Source organism: Rhizobium sp. YS-1r, assembly GCF_000757525.1.
Lineage (GTDB): Bacteria > Pseudomonadota > Alphaproteobacteria > Rhizobiales > Rhizobiaceae > Neorhizobium > Neorhizobium petrolearium.
The window spans coordinates 820,920-838,062 of record NZ_JPYQ01000006.1 but is presented as its reverse complement, the minus strand read 5'-3'; the positions used below and the strand labels follow the sequence as shown (position 1 = coordinate 838,062).

19 protein-coding genes are annotated in these 17,143 nt (G+C 61.8%); 6 read left to right on the top strand and 13 right to left on the bottom strand.

The window, feature by feature from the left end; genetic code table 11:
- Positions 1–14: 14 nt before the first annotated feature.
- Genes JL39_RS08480 through JL39_RS08470 form a run of 3 tightly spaced genes read left to right on the top strand, consistent with a single transcriptional unit; the run spans position 15 to position 1,614 of the window.
- Positions 15–515 (top strand): ureidoglycolate lyase, encoded by a 501-nt coding sequence (locus JL39_RS08480; protein ID WP_037148728.1) that lies wholly within the window; start codon positions 15–17, stop codon positions 513–515.
- Positions 512–868 (top strand): hydroxyisourate hydrolase, encoded by a 357-nt coding sequence (uraH, locus tag JL39_RS08475; RefSeq protein WP_037148227.1) that lies wholly within the window; start codon positions 512–514, stop codon positions 866–868. The genes JL39_RS08480 and uraH overlap by 4 nt, the downstream gene beginning before the upstream one ends.
- Positions 868–1,614 (top strand): metallophosphoesterase family protein, encoded by a 747-nt coding sequence (locus tag JL39_RS08470; protein WP_037148225.1) that lies wholly within the window; start codon positions 868–870, stop codon positions 1,612–1,614. Before uraH ends, JL39_RS08470 begins: the two co-directional genes overlap by 1 nt.
- Before the next feature lie 5 nt (positions 1,615–1,619).
- Here the strand turns inward: JL39_RS08470 and JL39_RS08465 are convergent, their stop codons facing one another.
- Both JL39_RS08465 and JL39_RS08460 read right to left on the bottom strand, forming a co-directional pair.
- Complete coding sequence (locus JL39_RS08465) at positions 1,620–2,024, bottom strand: type II toxin-antitoxin system HicB family antitoxin (protein WP_037148223.1); 405 nt, start codon at positions 2,022–2,024, stop codon at positions 1,620–1,622.
- 2 nt (positions 2,025–2,026) lie between these two features.
- Positions 2,027–2,215 carry a type II toxin-antitoxin system HicA family toxin gene (locus tag JL39_RS08460; RefSeq protein WP_037148221.1) on the bottom strand — a complete coding sequence of 63 codons (189 nt, stop codon included), beginning with the start codon at positions 2,213–2,215 and terminating at the stop codon, positions 2,027–2,029.
- A 113-nt stretch (positions 2,216–2,328) separates the two neighbouring features.
- Here JL39_RS08460 and JL39_RS08455 point away from each other — a divergent pair, with 113 nt between their 5' ends.
- The gene (locus JL39_RS08455; RefSeq protein ID WP_037148219.1) at positions 2,329–3,096 is read left to right on the top strand and encodes a hypothetical protein; all 768 of its coding nucleotides are present in this window, start codon (positions 2,329–2,331) and stop codon (positions 3,094–3,096) included.
- A 9-nt stretch (positions 3,097–3,105) separates the two neighbouring features.
- On the opposite strand, the gene JL39_RS08450 is transcribed toward JL39_RS08455, so the two are convergent.
- From JL39_RS08450 to puuD, 4 genes are all read right to left on the bottom strand, one after another.
- Complete coding sequence (locus JL39_RS08450; protein WP_037148218.1) at positions 3,106–4,251, bottom strand: alpha-hydroxy acid oxidase; 1,146 nt, start codon at positions 4,249–4,251, stop codon at positions 3,106–3,108.
- A gap of 107 nt (positions 4,252–4,358) precedes the next feature.
- Positions 4,359–5,264: an adenylate/guanylate cyclase domain-containing protein gene (locus JL39_RS08445; protein ID WP_037148215.1), complete on the bottom strand. Its 906-nt coding sequence runs from the start codon at positions 5,262–5,264 to the stop codon at positions 4,359–4,361.
- A gap of 35 nt (positions 5,265–5,299) precedes the next feature.
- Entirely contained in the window at positions 5,300–6,607 is a 1,308-nt protein-coding gene (gene guaD / locus JL39_RS08440) for a guanine deaminase (protein WP_037148213.1), read from the bottom strand.
- Positions 6,604–7,842 (bottom strand): urate hydroxylase PuuD, encoded by a 1,239-nt coding sequence (puuD, locus tag JL39_RS08435; protein ID WP_037148211.1) that lies wholly within the window; start codon positions 7,840–7,842, stop codon positions 6,604–6,606. The genes guaD and puuD overlap by 4 nt, the downstream gene beginning before the upstream one ends.
- A 302-nt stretch (positions 7,843–8,144) precedes the next feature.
- Here puuD and JL39_RS08430 point away from each other — a divergent pair, with 302 nt between their 5' ends.
- Positions 8,145–8,504: a hypothetical protein gene (locus JL39_RS08430; RefSeq protein ID WP_037148209.1), complete on the top strand. Its 360-nt coding sequence runs from the start codon at positions 8,145–8,147 to the stop codon at positions 8,502–8,504.
- Positions 8,505–8,568: 64 nt separating this feature from the next.
- Here JL39_RS08430 and JL39_RS08425 read toward each other — a convergent pair whose 3' ends face one another.
- Together JL39_RS08425 and JL39_RS08415 are read right to left on the bottom strand one after the other, a co-directional pair.
- Positions 8,569–9,465 carry a LysR substrate-binding domain-containing protein gene (locus tag JL39_RS08425; protein ID WP_037148207.1) on the bottom strand — a complete coding sequence of 299 codons (897 nt, stop codon included), beginning with the start codon at positions 9,463–9,465 and terminating at the stop codon, positions 8,569–8,571.
- A gap of 351 nt (positions 9,466–9,816) precedes the next feature.
- Positions 9,817–10,740: a LysR substrate-binding domain-containing protein gene (locus JL39_RS08415; RefSeq protein WP_348270560.1), complete on the bottom strand. Its 924-nt coding sequence runs from the start codon at positions 10,738–10,740 to the stop codon at positions 9,817–9,819.
- A 105-nt stretch (positions 10,741–10,845) separates the two neighbouring features.
- On the opposite strand from JL39_RS08415, the gene JL39_RS08410 reads away from it, so the two are divergent.
- The gene (locus JL39_RS08410; RefSeq protein WP_037148202.1) at positions 10,846–11,079 is read left to right on the top strand and encodes a hypothetical protein; all 234 of its coding nucleotides are present in this window, start codon (positions 10,846–10,848) and stop codon (positions 11,077–11,079) included.
- On the opposite strand, the gene xdhC is transcribed toward JL39_RS08410, so the two are convergent.
- From xdhC to JL39_RS08385, 5 genes are all read right to left on the bottom strand, one after another.
- Entirely contained in the window at positions 11,053–11,886 is an 834-nt protein-coding gene (gene xdhC, locus JL39_RS08405; RefSeq protein WP_037148199.1) for a xanthine dehydrogenase accessory protein XdhC, read from the bottom strand. The genes JL39_RS08410 and xdhC overlap by 27 nt on opposite strands.
- Before the next feature lie 26 nt (positions 11,887–11,912).
- Positions 11,913–12,428 carry an N-acetyltransferase gene (locus tag JL39_RS08400; protein ID WP_037148198.1) on the bottom strand — a complete coding sequence of 172 codons (516 nt, stop codon included), beginning with the start codon at positions 12,426–12,428 and terminating at the stop codon, positions 11,913–11,915.
- 10 nt (positions 12,429–12,438) lie between these two features.
- On the bottom strand, positions 12,439–14,778 hold the full coding sequence (gene xdhB / locus JL39_RS08395) for a xanthine dehydrogenase molybdopterin binding subunit (RefSeq protein WP_037148724.1): 2,340 nt from the start codon (positions 14,776–14,778) through the stop codon (positions 12,439–12,441).
- A 2-nt stretch (positions 14,779–14,780) separates the two neighbouring features.
- Positions 14,781–16,253, bottom strand: coding sequence for a xanthine dehydrogenase small subunit (gene xdhA / locus JL39_RS08390; protein ID WP_037148196.1), 1,473 nt, complete (start codon positions 16,251–16,253; stop codon positions 14,781–14,783).
- 63 nt (positions 16,254–16,316) lie between these two features.
- Positions 16,317–17,105 (bottom strand): 3-hydroxybutyrate dehydrogenase, encoded by a 789-nt coding sequence (locus tag JL39_RS08385; protein ID WP_037148722.1) that lies wholly within the window; start codon positions 17,103–17,105, stop codon positions 16,317–16,319.
- Positions 17,106–17,143 lie beyond the last annotated feature (38 nt).

The window sequence follows — 17,143 nt, the reverse complement described above, 5'->3', positions numbered from 1 at the left end:
CCAAGGCGAATGACGTGACCGACCATCTTGAGATACAGCCCCTTACCAAAGCTGCGTTCGCCCCCTTCGGCGACGTGATCGAGCCCGATCCTTCGACCATGCGGCTGATCAACAACGGCACCACGGAACGTTTCCATGCGTTGGCGGCGCCCGAAGCTGCGGGAGAGGGCGCGCGCGTCATCCTCAGCATTTTCCGTGGTCAGCCGCGCAGCTTCCCCTATGCGATCACCATGATGGAGCGGCATCCATTCGGCAGCCAGAGCTTTTCGCCGCTTTCGGACAGGCCGTTCCTCGTTGCCGTTTCGGAAGATATCGATGGAAAGCCGGGCAGGCCGAAGGTGTTTCTCGCAAGGGGCGGGCAGGGCGTGAACTACCGGATCAATGTCTGGCACCATCCGCTGATGGCGCTCGACGCGGTCAGCGATTTCCTGGTGGCGGACCGTGACGGTCCCGGCAACAATCTGGAAGAGTTCTTTTTCGACGCCCCTTTCCTCGCTGCGGAGCCCAGCCTATGACCAGCCTCACCACCCATGTGCTCGACACGGCGAGCGGCACGCCTGCCGAGGGATTGACGATCGATCTCTACCGGCTGGCGGGCGACAGACGCGAGAAGATCAAGACGGTGACGACCAATTCCGACGGTCGTGTCGACGGCGGGCCGCTCCTGATTGGTGAGACTTTTGTCGCCGGCGAATACGAGCTTGTGTTTCACGCAGGCGATTATCTTCGCGCTGGCGGCGCGAAGCTTACCGAACCTGCCTTCCTCGACGTGATCCCCATCCGCTTCGGCATTTCCGATACGACGGCGCATTACCATGTGCCGCTGCTCCTGTCGCCCTACGGGTACTCGACCTATCGGGGAAGCTGATGCGCTTTGCCGCGATTGCCGACATTCATGGAAATTGCGCGGCGCTGCAGGCGGTGTTGGAGGATATTGCAGGGCTCGGCATCCGGGACATCGTCAACCTCGGCGATTGCTTCAGCGGTCCCCTGGAGGCAGACCGGGCCGGTGATCTCTTCCTGCTTCTGGATATGCACGCGGTGCAGACGGTTCGGGGCAATCATGACCGCTATCTCATCGAAACGCCGGCCGATGCTCTTGCGCCTTCGGATGCCCATGCGCACGCTCAGCTTGCGCCGCGCCATCTCGATTGGCTGCGCAAGCTGCCGTTCAGTACCATCTACCTGGACGAGGTTTTCCTCTGCCATGCGACGCCGCAGGATGACAATGTCTATTGGCTGGAACAGGTGTCGCCGGCAGGCCATGTCTTTCTGAAACCGCTCGAAGAGATCGAGGCCTTGGCCGACGGCATTGAGCAGCCGCTGATTCTCTGCGGTCACAGCCATATTCCTCGCGCCGTGCAACTCTCGGACGGGCGCCTGATCGTCAATCCCGGCAGCGTCGGCTGCCCGGCCTATGACGACGACAAGCCGTTCCTTCACAAGGTGGAGACAGGCCATGCCATGGCCTCCTATGCCGTCCTGGAAAAGACCGCATCTGGCTGGGTGCCGCAGTTCCGCAACGTGCCGTACGACCATATGGCGATGTCGCGGCTTGCGGCGGAGAACGGCCGTCCCGACTGGGCCATGGCGCTTGCGACGGGAAGGGTCTGATCACTTCAAACCGCTGTGTTGCGCTCCATCTCGTGTCGCGCTGCCCTTGCGAGAAAACCAGAGCGCGAGAGGCCGCTCGCCTCCGCAAAGGTGTCGATCCGCTGAAGCACGTCTTCCGGCAGCGTGACATTGATACGTACGGCTTTGGCTGCCTGCGTCTTCAAGCTCACGAGAATCGCTACCCCGTCCCGATTGGCTGGATCGCTCATCACGCCCTCCAGGCTCGATGGTTCAGGGACCGCCTCGCCATCCTCAGCCATGCCCTCCACGTGGAATGCAAGCGCTTCTTCGGCCATCTGACGGGCCTCGTCCAAGGTCGAGCCTGCGGTTACGACGCCCGGGAAGTCCGGGAAGGAGACACCATAGTCACTTCCTGCTTCCTTGTGGATGAGGCCGATATAGTTGCTCATGGTTACCTCAGTTTCAGTCCCGCCTGTTTCTCGATGCTGCGGAGCGTGCCGAGCGGGATGTCGCGCTTCGGATGAGGAACGGTGACGCGTCCCGGCTTTTCCGGATGCTTGAACTGAACATGGCTGCCTTTCTGGGCCACGTCGATCCAGCCATCCTTGCGCAGTAGCGCAATTACCTCAGCGCTTCTCATAAGGCAAAATTATACACACTAATACACAATTTCAAGGTGCTTCTTGGCGTGCTGAAACCTTTCGGCAACCCTTGCTCCGGATACTTCTCTCCGATTCGACAGGAGAGATTCTGATGGCCCAATCGCGCGGAAAATCCGGTTCACGGCGCAAAGGCGGCAAGCGCGCGTCGAAAAGCTCAGGCTCGTCACTCTGGCCGTGGCTGGCCGCACTTCTCGTGGTCGGCGGCGGTATCGCGCTTTACGACAATTCGGCCGTGGCGCGACGGTTCGTCGCCAGCCTGACGTCCGGGAAACCCGTGCAAGTTGCTGCGAAGCCCGCATCGGCGCCCGCTAGGCCGGAGCCGCCGAAGCCACTGGCATCAATCCCTCGCCGACCGGTGACATCGAAGCCGGCGATTTTGCCGGATGAAAACCATACGGCCGCGATCATTCCGCCGGCGCCGATCGGCAAGCCGACGGGAAGTAACGTGCCCAGAACGACCGAAGCACCGAAAACGGGCGAAGAGCTCGCCGGCGCCTATGAGGCGAAATTCTATCTCTGCGGCACGGCCAAACAAGACGATTGCGTCGTCTCCGCCGATCGTTTCGTCTTCCATGGACAGAAGGTCCGCCTCGTCGGCATCGAGGTGCCGGACATCAAGAAGCCGAACTGCGAGGAGGAGCGGATCAAGGCCAGCGATGCGGAACTGCGCGTGCGCGCCTTCCTCGATTCCGGGCCGTTCGAGCTTGTCACCTGGCAAGGCAATGACGCGGAGGTCGACGGCCACAAGCTGCGGCAGGTCACACGGAACGGCATTTCGCTCTCGGACATTCTCGTCCGCGAGGGCCTTGCGCGGCGGCCGGGAACCAGGGGCGGGTGGTGCTCGACCGGTCGCTCGTGAAGCCGGCGATCAGAAAGGGACGTTCGCCAGAATACTGCGGTCGACAGTCTGGATGTCCCGCTTGCCGCAAAGCGCCATGGTGATATCCAACTCGTTGCGGATGACATTGAGCGCGGTCGTGACCCCGTCCTTGCCCATGGCGCCGAGACCATAGAGGAAGGGACGGCCTATATAGATGCCCCGTGCACCAAGCGCCACGGCTTTCAGGACGTCCTGGCCCGAGCGGATGCCGCCGTCCACGTGGACTTCGATCCGGTCGCCGACGGCATCGACGATCTTCGGCAACATGCTGATCGAGGAGGGAGCGCCGTCGAGCTGGCGGCCGCCATGGTTGGAGACGATGATCGCGTCCGCGCCGGTGTCGGCTGCGGCGCGCGCATCCTCTTCATCCAGAATGCCCTTGATGATCAGCTTGCCGCCCCACAGGTCCTTGATCCAGCGGATGTCGTCCCAGGAGAGCTTTGGATCGAACTGTTCGGCCGTCCAGGCACCGAGCGAGGAGAGGTCGGAGACGTTGCTTGCATGGCCGACGATATTGCCGAATCCGCGGCGCTTGGTGCCGAGCATTTCCAGGCACCATTGCGGGCGGGTGGCAAGCTGCATGAAGCTCTTCAGCGTCCATTTCGGCGGCGCCGACAGGCCGTTGCGCAGGTCCTTGTGGCGCTGGCCGAGGATCTGCAGGTCGGCGGTAACGACCAGTGCAGAGCACTTTGCGGCCTTGGCGCGGCCGATCAGCCGCTCAACGAAGCCGCGGTCCTTCATCACATAGAGCTGAAACCAGAACGGCTTGGACGTCACGGAAGCAACGTCCTCGATCGAGCAAATGCTCATCGTCGAAAGGGTGAACGGAACGCCAAATTCCTCTGCGGCCTTTGCAGCCAGCATTTCACCGTCGGCATGCTGCATGCCGGTCATGCCGGTCGGGGCCAGCGCCACGGGCATCATTGCCTTTTCGCCGATCATCGTGGTTTCGAGCGTACGGTTGGTCATGTCGACCAGCACGCGCTGGCGCAGCTTGATCTTCGCAAAGTCGTCCTCGTTGGCCCGGTACGTGCTCTCTGTCCAGGCGCCGCTGTCCGCATAATCGAAGAACATCTTTGGCACGCGCCGACGGGCCAGGATTTTCAGATCTGCGATGGTCAGCGGTTTGGACATGGTTTGAACTTCCTCCGGAATGTTCCGGAGGACTATCACATCCGAAGCCCATCGCCAGCGGAAACATCAGCTTGATACCGGATTTCCAACCTTTGCAGCGGCCTGTTTCAGTTGCGCATGACCCAGCGGATCGCCGCGACGACGGCAAAGCCCGTCAGCGGCCAGATTGCCCAGAAAGTTCCCTGCCATGACAGGAGGTTAATGCCGACGAGGCCGATGCCGATGATCGCCAGGCTTGTCATATACCGGTCAAAGCGGTCCTGCAGCCGCGCCATGATCATACCGGCGGTGACGGCGAGGGCGAGGATCGGCCAGGCGGCCCAAAAGACGCCTTGCCAGGTGAGTGCGTTGACGATGACCAGGACTGCCGCGGCAATGGGGAAAATGCTGAGACGCTTGCGGACCTTCGACGGTGACGTGGTTGGCCGCGGTCCGTGATCGATTGCGGCGGCGGCAGTTTGCCGGGCGGCGGATACCGGCTGCGCCGCTGCTTCGCCGATGCGGATGGAGTAGCTCGGGATCGCTTCCGAGACATTCTTCACCGTCAGCGGGCCGAGAAAATCGAAGCCGACCGGCACCTTGTTGCGGACCTGATCATAGACGGTGTTGGAAATGACGATGCCGCCGGCTGGCGCAGAGGCCTGCAGGCGGGCTGCAATATTGACGCCATCGCCGTAGATGTCCGTCCCCTCGAGGATAACGTCGCCGAGATTGATGCCGATGCGGAAAAGCATCTGTTCCGCAGCCGGTTTCGCGGCATTGAAGCCCGCAAGCTCCGTCTGCACGTCGACTGCGGTGCGCACTGCCTCGACCACGCTCGGAAAGTCGGCAATCAACCCGTCGCCCCAGGTATTGACGATGCGGCCGCCATGGGCCGCGATCAGGCCGGACATGGCATCGCGGTAGCGCTTCAGCGTCGCCAGCGTGCCCTCCTCGTCGGAACCCATCAGGCGAGTGTAGTCCTGCACGTCGGCGGAGAAGATGGTTGTCAACTTGCGCTGCGTCTCACTCATGCTTCCTCCGCATCACATGGGCACTCCGCGTGCCGTCAGAGCGCCGCCTTCATCGCATTGCCTGCCACATAAGTCTCTATCACGGCGCGGTCGTCGCCCATGGTCTGGAGCAGGAAAAGTTCTTCCGGTAGGGTCTTCACCGTTTCCATCCGCAGCTTCATCGCCGGCGTCGCGGCGGCGTCCAGGACGATGAGGTCGGCTGCCGTGCCGGGCTCCAGCGTGCCGATATCTCCCACCATGGACAGCGCCTCTGCGTTGCCGCGGGTCATCAGGTAGAAGCTTTCCAGCGGATTGAGGCGTTCGCCAAGCAACTGCTGGATCTTGTAAGCCTCGTCCATCGTTCGCAGCATCGAATAGCTCGACCCGCCGCCGATATCGGTCGCCACCGCCGCACGCACCGGCTTTTCGCGCCGCATCAGCGCCTTCATGGGAAAGAGGCCGGAGCCGAGGAAGAGGTTCGAGGTCGGGCAGTGGACCGCCACCGCGCCGGCCTCAGACAGCGCATCCGCTTCGCGCTCGGAGAGGTGGATCGCATGGCCGAGCAGCGTTTTCGGCCCAAGCAATCCGTAATGGGCGTAGACGTCCGTATAGTCCTTCGCCTGCGGATAGAGTTCCAGGGTATAGCGAATCTCGTCGTGGTTCTCGGAAAGATGCGTCTGGATGTGAAGGTCCGGAAATTCTTCGGCCAGCGCCTGTGCCGCCTTCATCTGTGCCGGCGTCGAGGTGATCGCGAAACGCGGCGTGATCGCCACGTGGTTTCGCCCCTTGCCGTGCCAGTCGGCGATCACAGTCCGAGTCTCGTCATAACCCATCTCGGGCGTGTCGAGCAGGCCCTGAGGGGCGTTGCGGTCCATCATGACCTTGCCGCCGACCATGCACATGCCGCGCTTCAACGCTTCAGCGAAGAAGGCGTCCGCTGAGGTTTTATGGACCGAGCAATAGGCGACGGCCGTCGTCGTGCCATGGCGGATGAGTTCATCGTAGAAATGGGTTGCGATCCGTGCCGCGTGGTCGGTTTCCACGAACCGGCACTCCTCCGGGAAAGTATAGGTGTTCAGCCATTCGAGCAGGTTTGCGGCGTAGGAGGCGATCACCTGCATCTGCGGAAAATGCAGGTGCATGTCGATGAAACCCGGCAGGATGAGATGCGGCCGATGGTCGATCTCCTCGATGCCTTCAGGTGCCTTGGGCTTCACCGCAGCATAATCGCCGAAGGCTATAATCCTGCCATCCGTGACCAGCAGAGCGCCGTCGTGCTCATATGCATAGCTCTCCGTGTCGGTGAGGCTGAGCGGTGCCCGCTTGAAGGAGATGAGCCGCCCGCGGATCAGCTTTTCGGTCATTCGGATATCGCGCTTTCGTACCAGGCCGTGATGAGCTTCCGCTCCTCCGGCGAAATATCGGTGACATTGCCGGGCGGCATGGCGTGGCTCCGGCCTGCCTGGATATAGATTTCCCGTGCGTGGGCGGCAATCTCCCGGTCGGTTTCGAGCTTCACGGATTTCGGCGTGAAATTGATGCCCTCCCAGACGGGTTCGGCCGCATGACACATGGAACATCGCGCCTGCACGACATCGCGGGCAGCACCGAAATGGGCATTGGACGCAAATCTCTGTTCGATGGTCGTCATGGGGGGCGTCATCGAAGTTTCCGTCTCGCCGGTCAGCACTTTGGGTACAGTCGAGAGCCAGATGATTGCGATGAAGAGGATCACCGTCACCAGCCAGGTCCAGGTCGGCTTGCCCTTCCGCGCATGGGTCGTGTTGAACCAGTGCCTTATCGTCACGCCCATCAGGAAGACGAGTGCTGCGATCACCCAGTTGAATGCGGTCGCAAAGGCCAGCGGATAGTGGTTCGACAGCATGAAGAAGATGACGGGCAGCGTCAGGTAGTTGTTGTGGAGCGAGCGCTGCTTGGCGATCACGCCATATTTCGGGTCCGGCGTGCGGCCGGCGATCAGGTCCGCCACCACGACCTTCTGGTTCGGGATGATGATGAAGAAGACGTTGGCCGACATGATCGTCGCCGTGAAGGCGCCGAGATGAAGGAAGGCGGCGCGGCCGGTGAAGACCTGCGTATAGCCCCAGGCCATGGCGACCAGTACGACATAGAGCACCGCCATCAGGCCCCAGGTGTTCTTCCCGATCGGTGATTTGCAGAGCTGGTCATAGATGATCCAGCCGACCGCCAGCGACGCCAGCGAAATGACGATCGCCTGCCAGGGCGCGAGATCCATCACCGTCCGGTCGATCAGGAAGAGGTCGGCGCCGCCGTAATAGACGATGCAGAGCATCAGGAAGCCGGAGAGCCAGGTGAAGTAGCTCTCGTATTTGAACCACGTCAGGTGCTCGGGCATCTCGGCCGGCGCCACCAGATATTTCTGGACGTGGTAGAAGCCACCGCCATGCACCTGCCATTCCTCGCCATGCACTCCCGCCGGCAGATGCGGCCGCTTCACGAGCCCGAGATCGAGTGCGATGAAATAGAAGGAGGAGCCGATCCAGGCGATCCCCGTGATGACGTGAAACCAGCGGGCGGCGAAACTCAGCCATTCCCAAGCGACGGCATACTCATACATTCAGTCTTCCCCTTTTTGCCCCCCGACTCGTCACTTTGCGAGAAAAATGGGTGAGAGGGAAGCGATTATCGCCCGGAACTTTTTGTTTCATAGCGGAACTTGACAGGGCGAATAGGAGTTCATCGCGCACGCCCTCAGAAGTTCACAATTGTCGAATGTACTAAATTGTGCATTGCAAAATTTGGGGGTTAGCCGGCTAAGGCGACTCACGTAACTTAGCGGATGCAAGTCAACCGGCGGTGTCCGGGTATTGCGTGAAGGGCTCTCGCCGGGGATGGCATTCATCAACGGAGACTAAGCTCATGCGTGGTATTCTGATGGGTATGGTGATTGCGTTTGTGTCTTGTGTATATGCCGGATCGGCAGCGGCCCACGAGGCACATAGCCCGAAGGGCGTGGCCTGGAAATACGACGGTTTCTGCTGCAACGGAGACAATCATACCGGGGACTGCCAGATGATCTCGACGAAAAATGTCAAGATCATCAAGGGCGGTTATGAAATCTCCCTCGGACCGGGAGACCATAGGCTGATTACAAGGCCGCATCATTTCACGCTTCCCCAGAGCCAGGCGCGGCGCAGCAAAGACGAAGAATATCACCTCTGCCTTTATCCGACCGAGGACACATTGCGCTGCTTCTATGCGCCCGACATGAGTTACTGAAAGGGCGAATTTGCGAGTGTGACGCGGTTTGCATCCGGAAATTGCGCTGGAGAAAAACTGACTGCTAGTCCCTGAAGGTCGGCATGGTCTTTCGCATGAAATCGCGGAAGGCGCGGATTTTCCGGGAGTTCCTGCGGGTTTGCGGATAGACGAGCCAGTAGTCGGTTCCGTCATCACTCAACAGATCGAACGGCTGGATCAGTCTGCCGAGCGCCACATCGTCGGTGTAGAATTCAGGTTTGAGAATGGCGACGCCATGGCCGGCGATCGCTGCTGCCGCCTCGAAGGCCTGCGCGCCGAACTTGCTGCTGGGACGGCCGCCGAGATCGACATCCGGCATGCCAGCCGCCGTAAACCAGATGCGCCACCAGGGATCGCCGGGATCGATGATCCTGAGCTTCAGCAGATCCTCTGGCGTCCTTACCCCTCCGATCGTCGCCGCAAGCTCCGGGCTCAGCATCGGCGTGAAATGGCTCTTCATCAGGGAATGCGACCTCAGGCCCGGCCAATCGCCCTTGCCGGTGCGGATTGCCACGTCGGCTTCGGTTCTCGCGAAATCGATCATCTCGTGTGACGTCTCGAGTCTGACCGCGATACCGGGATTTTCCAACTGGAACGTTCCCAGATGTCGCGCCAGCCAGCGTGCAGCAAAAGTCGCGGTCGAATGGATGATCAGCGTGCCTTCCGATGTGTCCCTGAGGCTGGTGATCGCCTCGCTCATGATACCGAAAGCTTCGGTGATCCTCGGGGCCAGCCGCTCGCCGGATTCCGTCAGCGTCACCTGCCGCGGCCGGCGCAGAAAAAGCGGCTCACCGATCGTGTCCTCCAGAAGCTTGATCTGGTAGCTCACCGCCGTCTGCGTCAGCCCCAGTTCCTCTCCCGCCCTGGTAAAGCTCATCAGCCGGGCAGCCGCCTCGAACGCGCGCAGTGCATTCAAAGGAAACTGCTTCGACATTTTCATGGATAAGCTCTCTTGATCTATGCAGACGAAATCTTCGTTGGAAAACCAGCATAATCCGGCGCATCCTGCTTTCATAGTCATCAATCGAATACCGGTGAGAACCGGAGGAGAAGGAGCCATGACCCATGGTATGCCTGCACTTTTTGCGCGCTTGTGGAGCCTGAGCGACCACTTTGACATTCCGTTCCGTAGCGAGCGGGCTCGGAGAAACCGCGTCGAGAAAGAGGAAATGACGGAGCAGCAGCTCCGGGACATCGGCATCATGGACGGGCGCCCCTCCCGACAGACATTGCCGAGGTGCGAACGCCGCGAGCAATGGTGGCCGATGGAACGACCGCCGACACTATAGTGCTACGCTGCGACGATTGCCCCGGCACCGTCAGAAGCGAGATCGTTCGAGAGGGTTTCGGCGATCCACGCATGGAAAGCCTTGATCTTCGCGGAATTTCGCCGGGCCTGCGGATAGGTGAGCCAGTAGGTCTTCTCGTCGCAGACAGAAAGGCCGAACGGCTGGACCAATCGTCCTGTCGCCAGGTCGTCCCTGAAGAAAAAGGGCGTGAGCATCGCCACGCCATGACCCGATATCGCGGCCTTCGCCTCCAGATCGAGCGCGCCCAAAGCGTCGAGGCTGGACGGCTTGATCGGCGCGGGGTCGATGTTGGCGGCTTCGAACCAGTCAAGCCAGCAGCCGCCGATCTCGGAAATCCAGGGCAGCTTCAGAAGGTCCGCAGGCTGGCTGATGCCGCCAATGCTTTCCGCCAGCCGCGGCGCCAGCATGGGTGCGAAATTCAGGCGCAGAAGTGGATGGCAGATCATCCCCCTCGGAGGCTCCGCCGCGATCTGGATGGCAATATCGGAGAACGCCGTGTGCTCGTTTGCCATGTTGCGCAGGAGCCGTACCGAGATCTGCGGATGGGCTGCGCGAAAGGCACCGAGACGGAGCGAGAGCCATTGCGAGGCAAAGGTCGGCGGCGAGTGGATCTCCAGGGTCTCCTCAGCCGCATGGCGTGCTGTTTGAACTGCATCGCCCAACAGGTCGAATGCCTCCGCCACCTTCGGGAGCAGCCGCGTGCCGGTATCGGTCAGCTGAAGAGCACGCGGTTTGCGCAGAAAGACCGCGTCGCCGAGATAATCTTCCAGGAGCTTGATCTGGTAGCTCACCGCCGTCTGGGTCATGCCGAGCTCTTCCGCGGCACGGGTGAAGTTTTCCAGGCGCGCGACCGCCTCGAAAACCCGGAGTGCATTCAGCGGAAAGCGGCGCGACAGCTTCATCATAAGTTCTCTTGATCGCGAGCCACTGTATTTGAATTGGAATTCGCCGGCAATCCGGCGCATTCCTCAGCCGATCCAACAACACAGTTTTATCGATGTGGAGCGACCATGCTGTCCACACAGGCTCAGTCCGTGTCCTTACAACCCATCCGTCCGGGCGGCGCCTGGCGCACCTTCCGCCGTTACCTTCGTCATCTCGTCAGGCCCGGCCTCTGGCGCGTGCCTAAGCTGCCGGTCGAGCTGCGGCCGGATGTCGGGCTCGGCGAAGCCTTGCCGTCCGACCGCGCCGAGGCCTTCTGGGAGGCGAAGCGCCGATCATGCGTTCGGGACCTGCCGCTTTGAACCCTGCTTTTCTCGGGCAGCGCAGGTTTCCAGCAATTCGGCGGCTACCAATGCGGCAATCACCGCCGGCCGCTTGTCCCTGACCGTGGAGCCGCCAATCGGCAGGACGAGGCGGGAGAGCATTTTTTCGTCGCCGCCCTCCCGCTTCAGCCAGTTCGCAAACGTGGCGCGCTTGGTGGCCGAGCCGATCATGCCGACATAGGCGAGGTCGGATCTGGCAAGCGCTTCTTTGGCGATCAGGAAATCCAGTGCGTGGTCGTGGGTGAGGATGACCGCGGCACCACCAGCCGGAATCCGGGCCACGAGCGCTTCCGGCACGGCCGTCAGGTGTTTTTCCGCGTGTCCCGCCAGATCCTCCAGCGCCTCCGCGCGTGTCTCGACCACGGTGATCGCGAAAGGCAACGGCGCCAGTGCCCTGGCAAGCGCCTGGCCGACATGGCCGGCACCGAAGAGATAAACCGCGGGGCGCTCTTCCTCTTCATTTTTCATGCGGCTTTCCAGCTTTTCGGCGAGCGCCGGCGTCATCGGGGTGAAGATCAGCCGCGTGCGACCGCCGCAACATTGACCGATCTCCGGGCCGAGCGGGATGTCCATCATCGTTTCGCCGCCACCCGACAGCATCGCGCGGGCATTGTCGATCGCCATGTATTCGAACTGCCCGCCGCCGATCGTCCCCCAGATTGCCGTCTCCGCCACCAGCATGAAGGCACCCACCTCCCGCGGCGTCGAACCCTTCGTCTCCGTGACCTCGACCAAGATCGCGCCGGGGTGGGTGGCGATGAAAATGGGGAGGGGGAGGTCATGCATGGTTGAGCCGGATTCCCAAATAAAGCTTACGAACCAGGCTGATCGGCGCCTGCCTCGAATGCATCGGCAAATTTTAGTACACCGCGCGGCGATGGGCCAGAGAACACTATCCGCTGCACGTAGCGGCGATCCAGATCGCCGTAGGAGAGCAGGCGATCACTCTCAAAACCGGACCCCCGATAGACTTCGGGATTGCCAATCAAAGCGCAACCAGCCGCACCGCGCTCCTTCAACCTCTTCAATCCGTCACTGATGAGTGCCTTTCCGATGCCCTGGTGCTGTCTTTCCGGCTGCACGGATATCGGGCCAAGACCAAACCAACCCCCATGGACACCGTCGATCGTGACCGGCGAGAAGGCGACATGGCCTATGACCACGCCATCCTCTTCGGCAACCAGAGAGAAAGTGAGGTCACCCGAACTGCGCAGCGCGCGAATGATCGGAGCCTCCGATCCGTTGCTGTATGGCATCGGTGCGAAAGCTGTCGCCGTCAGCTCGTGGATCGCGTCTTCGTCGCTGGGGAGTTCGGTCCGGATCAGCAAGATTTGCGTCTCACCCCATCGCCTTTAACCGTTCAACCGCCATCAGCACGCGCTCGGGCGTGGCCGGTGCGTCGAGGCGCGGGCAGACGGAATAGTCAACGACGCTTGCCACCGCCATGGAGATCGCCTCGAAGACCGAGATCGCCAGCATGAAGGGCGGTTCGCCGACCGCCTTGGAGCGGCCGATCGTCGGTTCGGCATTTTCCGACCACTCGGCGAGCTTCACGTTGAAGACCTTCGGCCGGTCGGAGGCGAGCGGGATCTTGTAGGTCGATGGCGCATGGGTCCTGAGCCGCCCCCTTGCATCCCACCACAGTTCCTCGGTCGTCAGCCAGCCCATGCCCTGTATGAATCCGCCCTCGATCTGGCCGATATCGATCGCCGGGTTCAAGGACTTGCCGACGTCATGGAGGATGTTGGTACGCTCGACGAGATATTCGCCGGTCAGCGTGTCGACCGACACTTCCGAAGCTGCAGCGCCGTAAGCGAAATAGTAGAAAGGCCGGCCGCGCCCGGCCTGGCGGTCCCAGTGAATCTTGGGCGTCTTGTAGAAGCCCGTGGCGGAAAGCTGTACGCGGTCGTAATAGGCCGCCCGGACGAGCGTATCGAAGGGAACGATCTCGCTGCCGATCCGCACACGGTTCGGAAGGAACTCGATCTTTTCGCGCGCCACTTTCCATTGCCGCACGGCGAACTGGATCAGCCGTTCCTTCAACTGGCGCGCTGCATCATAGGCGGCCATGCCGTTGAGATCCGAGCCGGAGGAGGCGGCTGTGGCCGAGGTGTTCGGTACCTTGCCGGTCGTCGTCGCTGTGATCTTCACCCGGTCGATATCGACCTGGAACGTGTTCGCCACCACCTGGGCCACCTTGGTGTAGAGGCCCTGGCCCATTTCGGTTCCGCCATGGTTCAGATGGATCGAACCGTCCTGATAGATATGCACCAGCGCGCCCGCCTGGTTATAGGCGGTCATGGTGAACGAGATGCCGAATTTCACCGGCGTCAGCGCAATGCCCCTGCGGATCACCGGACTGTTTTCATTGAATTCGAGGATTGCCTGGCGCCGGGCCTGATAATCCGAGGAGGCCTCCAGCTCCTCGACAATGCGGGCGACAATGTTGTCTTCGACCTCCTGGTGGTAGGGCGTCACCGTCCGCCCGGAACCCCGGAGGCCGTAGAAATTCAGTTTGCGGATCTCGAGCGGGTCCTTGCCGACGGCATAGGCGATCTCCTCGATGATCCGCTCGCCGCCGACCATGCCCTGCGGGCCGCCGAAACCGCGAAACGCGGTATTGGAGACGGTGTGGGTCTTGAGGGGCTGCGAGGTGAGGCGAACATGCGGATAATAGTAGCTGGAATCCGCGTGGAAGAGGGCGCGGTCGGTCACGGGGCCGGAGAGATCGGCGGAAAAGCCGCAACGTGCCGCGTAGGTGGCGTCGACCGCGTGGATCAGGCCCTCCTCGCTGAAGGCGACGTCATAGTCGACGCGGAAATCGTGCCGCTTGCCGGTGATCGACATATCCTCGTCGCGGTCGGGACGGAATTTCACCGCCCGCTTCAGTTTCCTGGCGGCGACTGCCGCAAGGGCGGCAAACTGGTTTCCCTGCGTTTCCTTGCCGCCGAAACCGCCGCCCATGCGCCGGGTCTGCACGGTCACGGCATTGTTGGCGACGCCCAAAACATGCGCCACCATGTGCTGCACCTCGCTCGGGTGCTGGGTGGAGGACCAGACGGTCACTTCGTCGTCTTCGCCGGGTATCGCCATGGCGATATGGCTTTCCAGGTAAAAATGTTCCTGGCCGCCGATATACATGTGACCCTGGACACGCAGCGGCGCCTTCTCGATCTCCGTTTCCGGCTCGCCACGTTTCAGCGTCATCGGTTCGATGACGTTTGGCGCGTTGTTCGCGCGGGCGGTGTCGATATCGGTCCAGTGCGGCAGGTCGCGATATTCGATATGGGCAAGCTTTGCGGCCCGGCGGGCCTGGTCGCGTGTCTCCGCGATGACCGCAAAGATCGGCTGGCCGTGGAACTGCACCTCGGCCGTGGCAAGCAGCGGCTCGTCATGCTGGCCAGTGGAGGCGACGTCGTTGAAGCCCGGGATGTCTTCCGCCGTCATCACCCAGACGACACCCGGTGCGGCCTTCACGGCGGAAAGGTCGATCGAGACGATTTCCGCATGCGCCCGGTCGGAGAGACCGAGGCCGCCGTGCAGCGTGCCCGCAGGCTCCGGAATATCATCGATATATTCGGCACTTCCGGTGACATGTTTATGCGCGGAGTCATGTTTCAGCGCCGCATGCATCGGGCCGTTGATGACGGATTTGGTCTCGAAGGTCGACTTGTCCATCATTACGCCTCCTCCAGTTCGAAGCGGCGCAGTTCCTGGGGCTGGCCGGCGGTTTCCAGGAAGAAGCGGGTAAGCAGATTCTTGGCTGCGAGGCTGCGATATGCCGCCGTCGCCCGCCAGTCCGTGAGCGGTGTATAGTCTTCGTCGAAAAGATCACGCACTGCCGAGATGACGCCCCAGCTCCAGGTCTTGCCGAGAAGCGCGTCCTCCACATGCCTCGCCCGTTTCGGGGTGGCCGCCATGCCGCCGAAGGCGATGCGGATGTTTTCAACCTTGCCGTCGCCGTCGAGCGTCAGGCTGAAGGCGCCGCAGAGCGCGGAGATATCCTCGTCGCGGCGCTTGGAGACCTTGTAGACGGCGAAATGGTCGTCTTCGGCCGGGCGCGGTACGAAGACCTTCTCGACGAATTCGCCCGGCAGCCGGTCCTGTTTTCCATAGGCCAGAAAAAAGTCCTCGAGCGGGATGGTGCGCCGGCCGGCGTGAGTGCGGAGCGTCAGTTCGGCGCCCAGGACGATCAGCGCGGGCGGCGTGTCGCCGATCGGAGAACCGTTGGCGATATTGCCGCCAATCGTGCCCATGTTGCGCACCTGCTGTCCGCCGATCCGGTCGATCAGTCGGCCGAGGGGGGGCAGTTCATCCGAGAGCGCATCGAGGGCCTGAGTATAGCTCACGCCGGCGCCGATGGCGATGCCGGTCTCGTCCGAGGCGATCGACTGGAGTTCGGTGAGGTGATTGATGAAGATCACAGGGTCGAGATGCCGCATCTGCTTGGTGACCCACAGGCCGACATCGGTGGCGCCTGCAACGATCGTCGCGTCCGGCTCTTCGGCCAGGATATCCGTCAGGGCAGAGACCGAAGCCGGCACGATCGAATGCGCGCCGTCCTTCTTCACCACGATCGTCTCCATCTCGGAACGGATCGACCAGAGTTTCGCCATGATTTCGGTACGGTCGCGTTCCAGCGGGTCGAAGAGTGCGCTCGGCCGGCTTGCTGAAACCTGTTCGGCGGCCTTCACGATCGGCTCGTAACCGGTGCAGCGACAGAGATTGCCCTGCAGCGCGCTTTCGATATCGGCCCGCGTCGGGGCGACGTTGGAGAGCCAGAGGCCATAGAGCGACATCACGAAGCCGGGGGTACAGAAGCCGCATTGCGAGCCGTGGCAATCGACCATGGCCTGCTGGACGGGATGCAGCGTGCCGTCATCGCCGGCGAGATGCTCGACGGTTACCACGTGCGTGCCGTGCAGGGAGCCCAGGAAACGGATGCAGGCATTGACGCTTTCGTAGCGCAGGCCCAGTTCCGTCAGTCGTCCGACCAGCACCGTGCAGGCGCCGCAGTCGCCTTCGGCACAGCCTTCCTTGGTTCCCGTCAGCCGCCGCCTCAGGCGCAAATAATCGAGAAGGGTCTCTGTCGGCCCGAAATCTCCAAGGGTGACGTCTTCTCCGTTCAGGATGAAGCGGATGGCTTCGTGCATTTGTCTCCTTCGTCCGCCGTTGCCGGCTCCAGGTTGATCTCGACAGGGTTCCAACCGGCCATATTACTGCGCCGTCCAGCCGCCGTCGATGGATATATGCGTGCCGGTTATGCTCCGTGCCGCATCGCTTGCGAGATAGAGCGCGGTGGCCGCCACTTCCTCGATGCCGACGAATTCCTTCGTCGCCTGCAACCGCAGCATGATCTGATCCTTCACCTCGTCCTCGCTGATGCCCTTCTCGCGGGCCTGATCCGGGATCTGCTTTTCCACCAGTGGCGTCCAGACGAAACCGGGGCAGATGGCGTTGACGGTAATCCCCGACTGCGCAAGCTCCAGCGCCGCCGTCTTCGTCAAACCCATGATACCGTGCTTGGCTGCGACATAGGCGGCCTTGAACGGCGAGGCGACCAGCCCGTGCGCGGAGGCGATGTTGATGATGCGGCCCCCTGGGCGCCCCGGGCCTGCTTTCTTCATCAGCGGGATCGTGTGGCGCATGGTATGGAAGGCAGAGGACAGCAGGATGGCGATCAACTGGTCCCATTTTTCCGGCGGGAACTCCTCGATCTTCGCCACGTGCTGGATGCCCGCATTGTTGACGAGCACGTCGACGGTGCCGAAATTCTTCACCGCCGAGGCGATCAGATCCTCGATCTCTGCGGGTTTGGTCATGTCGGCGCCGTGATAGAGGACCGTGCCGCCGCCCAAGCCGTCGAGTTGCTTGCGCGTCGCCTCGATCTCGTCCGCCGGCCCGAAACCGTTGATGACGACATTGGCGCCCTCGGTCGCGAATGCCTTCGCGATGCCGAGCCCGATGCCGCTCGTTGAGCCGGTGACGACGACGGTTCTGGTCATGCCGATATCTCCCTGAAACTGCGGCGTTCTTGTGCGCC

What these genes read in the sequence shown, in the direction of transcription:
- uraH (WP_037148227.1), top strand. Translation starts at nt 512, where the DNA reads ATGACCAGCCTCACCACCCATGTGCTCGACACGGCGAGCGGCACGCCT.
- JL39_RS08470 (WP_037148225.1), top strand. Translation starts at nt 868, where the DNA reads ATGCGCTTTGCCGCGATTGCCGACATTCATGGAAATTGCGCGGCGCTG.
- JL39_RS08465 (WP_037148223.1), bottom strand. Translation starts at nt 2,024, where the DNA reads ATGAGCAACTATATCGGCCTCATCCACAAGGAAGCAGGAAGTGACTAT.
- JL39_RS08460 (WP_037148221.1), bottom strand. Translation starts at nt 2,215, where the DNA reads ATGAGAAGCGCTGAGGTAATTGCGCTACTGCGCAAGGATGGCTGGATC.
- JL39_RS08455 (WP_037148219.1), top strand. Translation starts at nt 2,329, where the DNA reads ATGGCCCAATCGCGCGGAAAATCCGGTTCACGGCGCAAAGGCGGCAAG.
- JL39_RS08450 (WP_037148218.1), bottom strand. Translation starts at nt 4,251, where the DNA reads ATGTCCAAACCGCTGACCATCGCAGATCTGAAAATCCTGGCCCGTCGG.
- JL39_RS08445 (WP_037148215.1), bottom strand. Translation starts at nt 5,264, where the DNA reads ATGAGTGAGACGCAGCGCAAGTTGACAACCATCTTCTCCGCCGACGTG.
- guaD (WP_037148213.1), bottom strand. Translation starts at nt 6,607, where the DNA reads ATGACCGAAAAGCTGATCCGCGGGCGGCTCATCTCCTTCAAGCGGGCA.
- puuD (WP_037148211.1), bottom strand. Translation starts at nt 7,842, where the DNA reads ATGTATGAGTATGCCGTCGCTTGGGAATGGCTGAGTTTCGCCGCCCGC.
- JL39_RS08430 (WP_037148209.1), top strand. Translation starts at nt 8,145, where the DNA reads ATGCGTGGTATTCTGATGGGTATGGTGATTGCGTTTGTGTCTTGTGTA.
- JL39_RS08425 (WP_037148207.1), bottom strand. Translation starts at nt 9,465, where the DNA reads ATGAAAATGTCGAAGCAGTTTCCTTTGAATGCACTGCGCGCGTTCGAG.
- JL39_RS08415 (WP_348270560.1), bottom strand. Translation starts at nt 10,740, where the DNA reads ATGATGAAGCTGTCGCGCCGCTTTCCGCTGAATGCACTCCGGGTTTTC.
- JL39_RS08410 (WP_037148202.1), top strand. Translation starts at nt 10,846, where the DNA reads ATGCTGTCCACACAGGCTCAGTCCGTGTCCTTACAACCCATCCGTCCG.
- xdhC (WP_037148199.1), bottom strand. Translation starts at nt 11,886, where the DNA reads ATGCATGACCTCCCCCTCCCCATTTTCATCGCCACCCACCCCGGCGCG.
- xdhB (WP_037148724.1), bottom strand. Translation starts at nt 14,778, where the DNA reads ATGGACAAGTCGACCTTCGAGACCAAATCCGTCATCAACGGCCCGATG.
- xdhA (WP_037148196.1), bottom strand. Translation starts at nt 16,253, where the DNA reads ATGCACGAAGCCATCCGCTTCATCCTGAACGGAGAAGACGTCACCCTT.
- JL39_RS08385 (WP_037148722.1), bottom strand. Translation starts at nt 17,105, where the DNA reads ATGACCAGAACCGTCGTCGTCACCGGCTCAACGAGCGGCATCGGGCTC.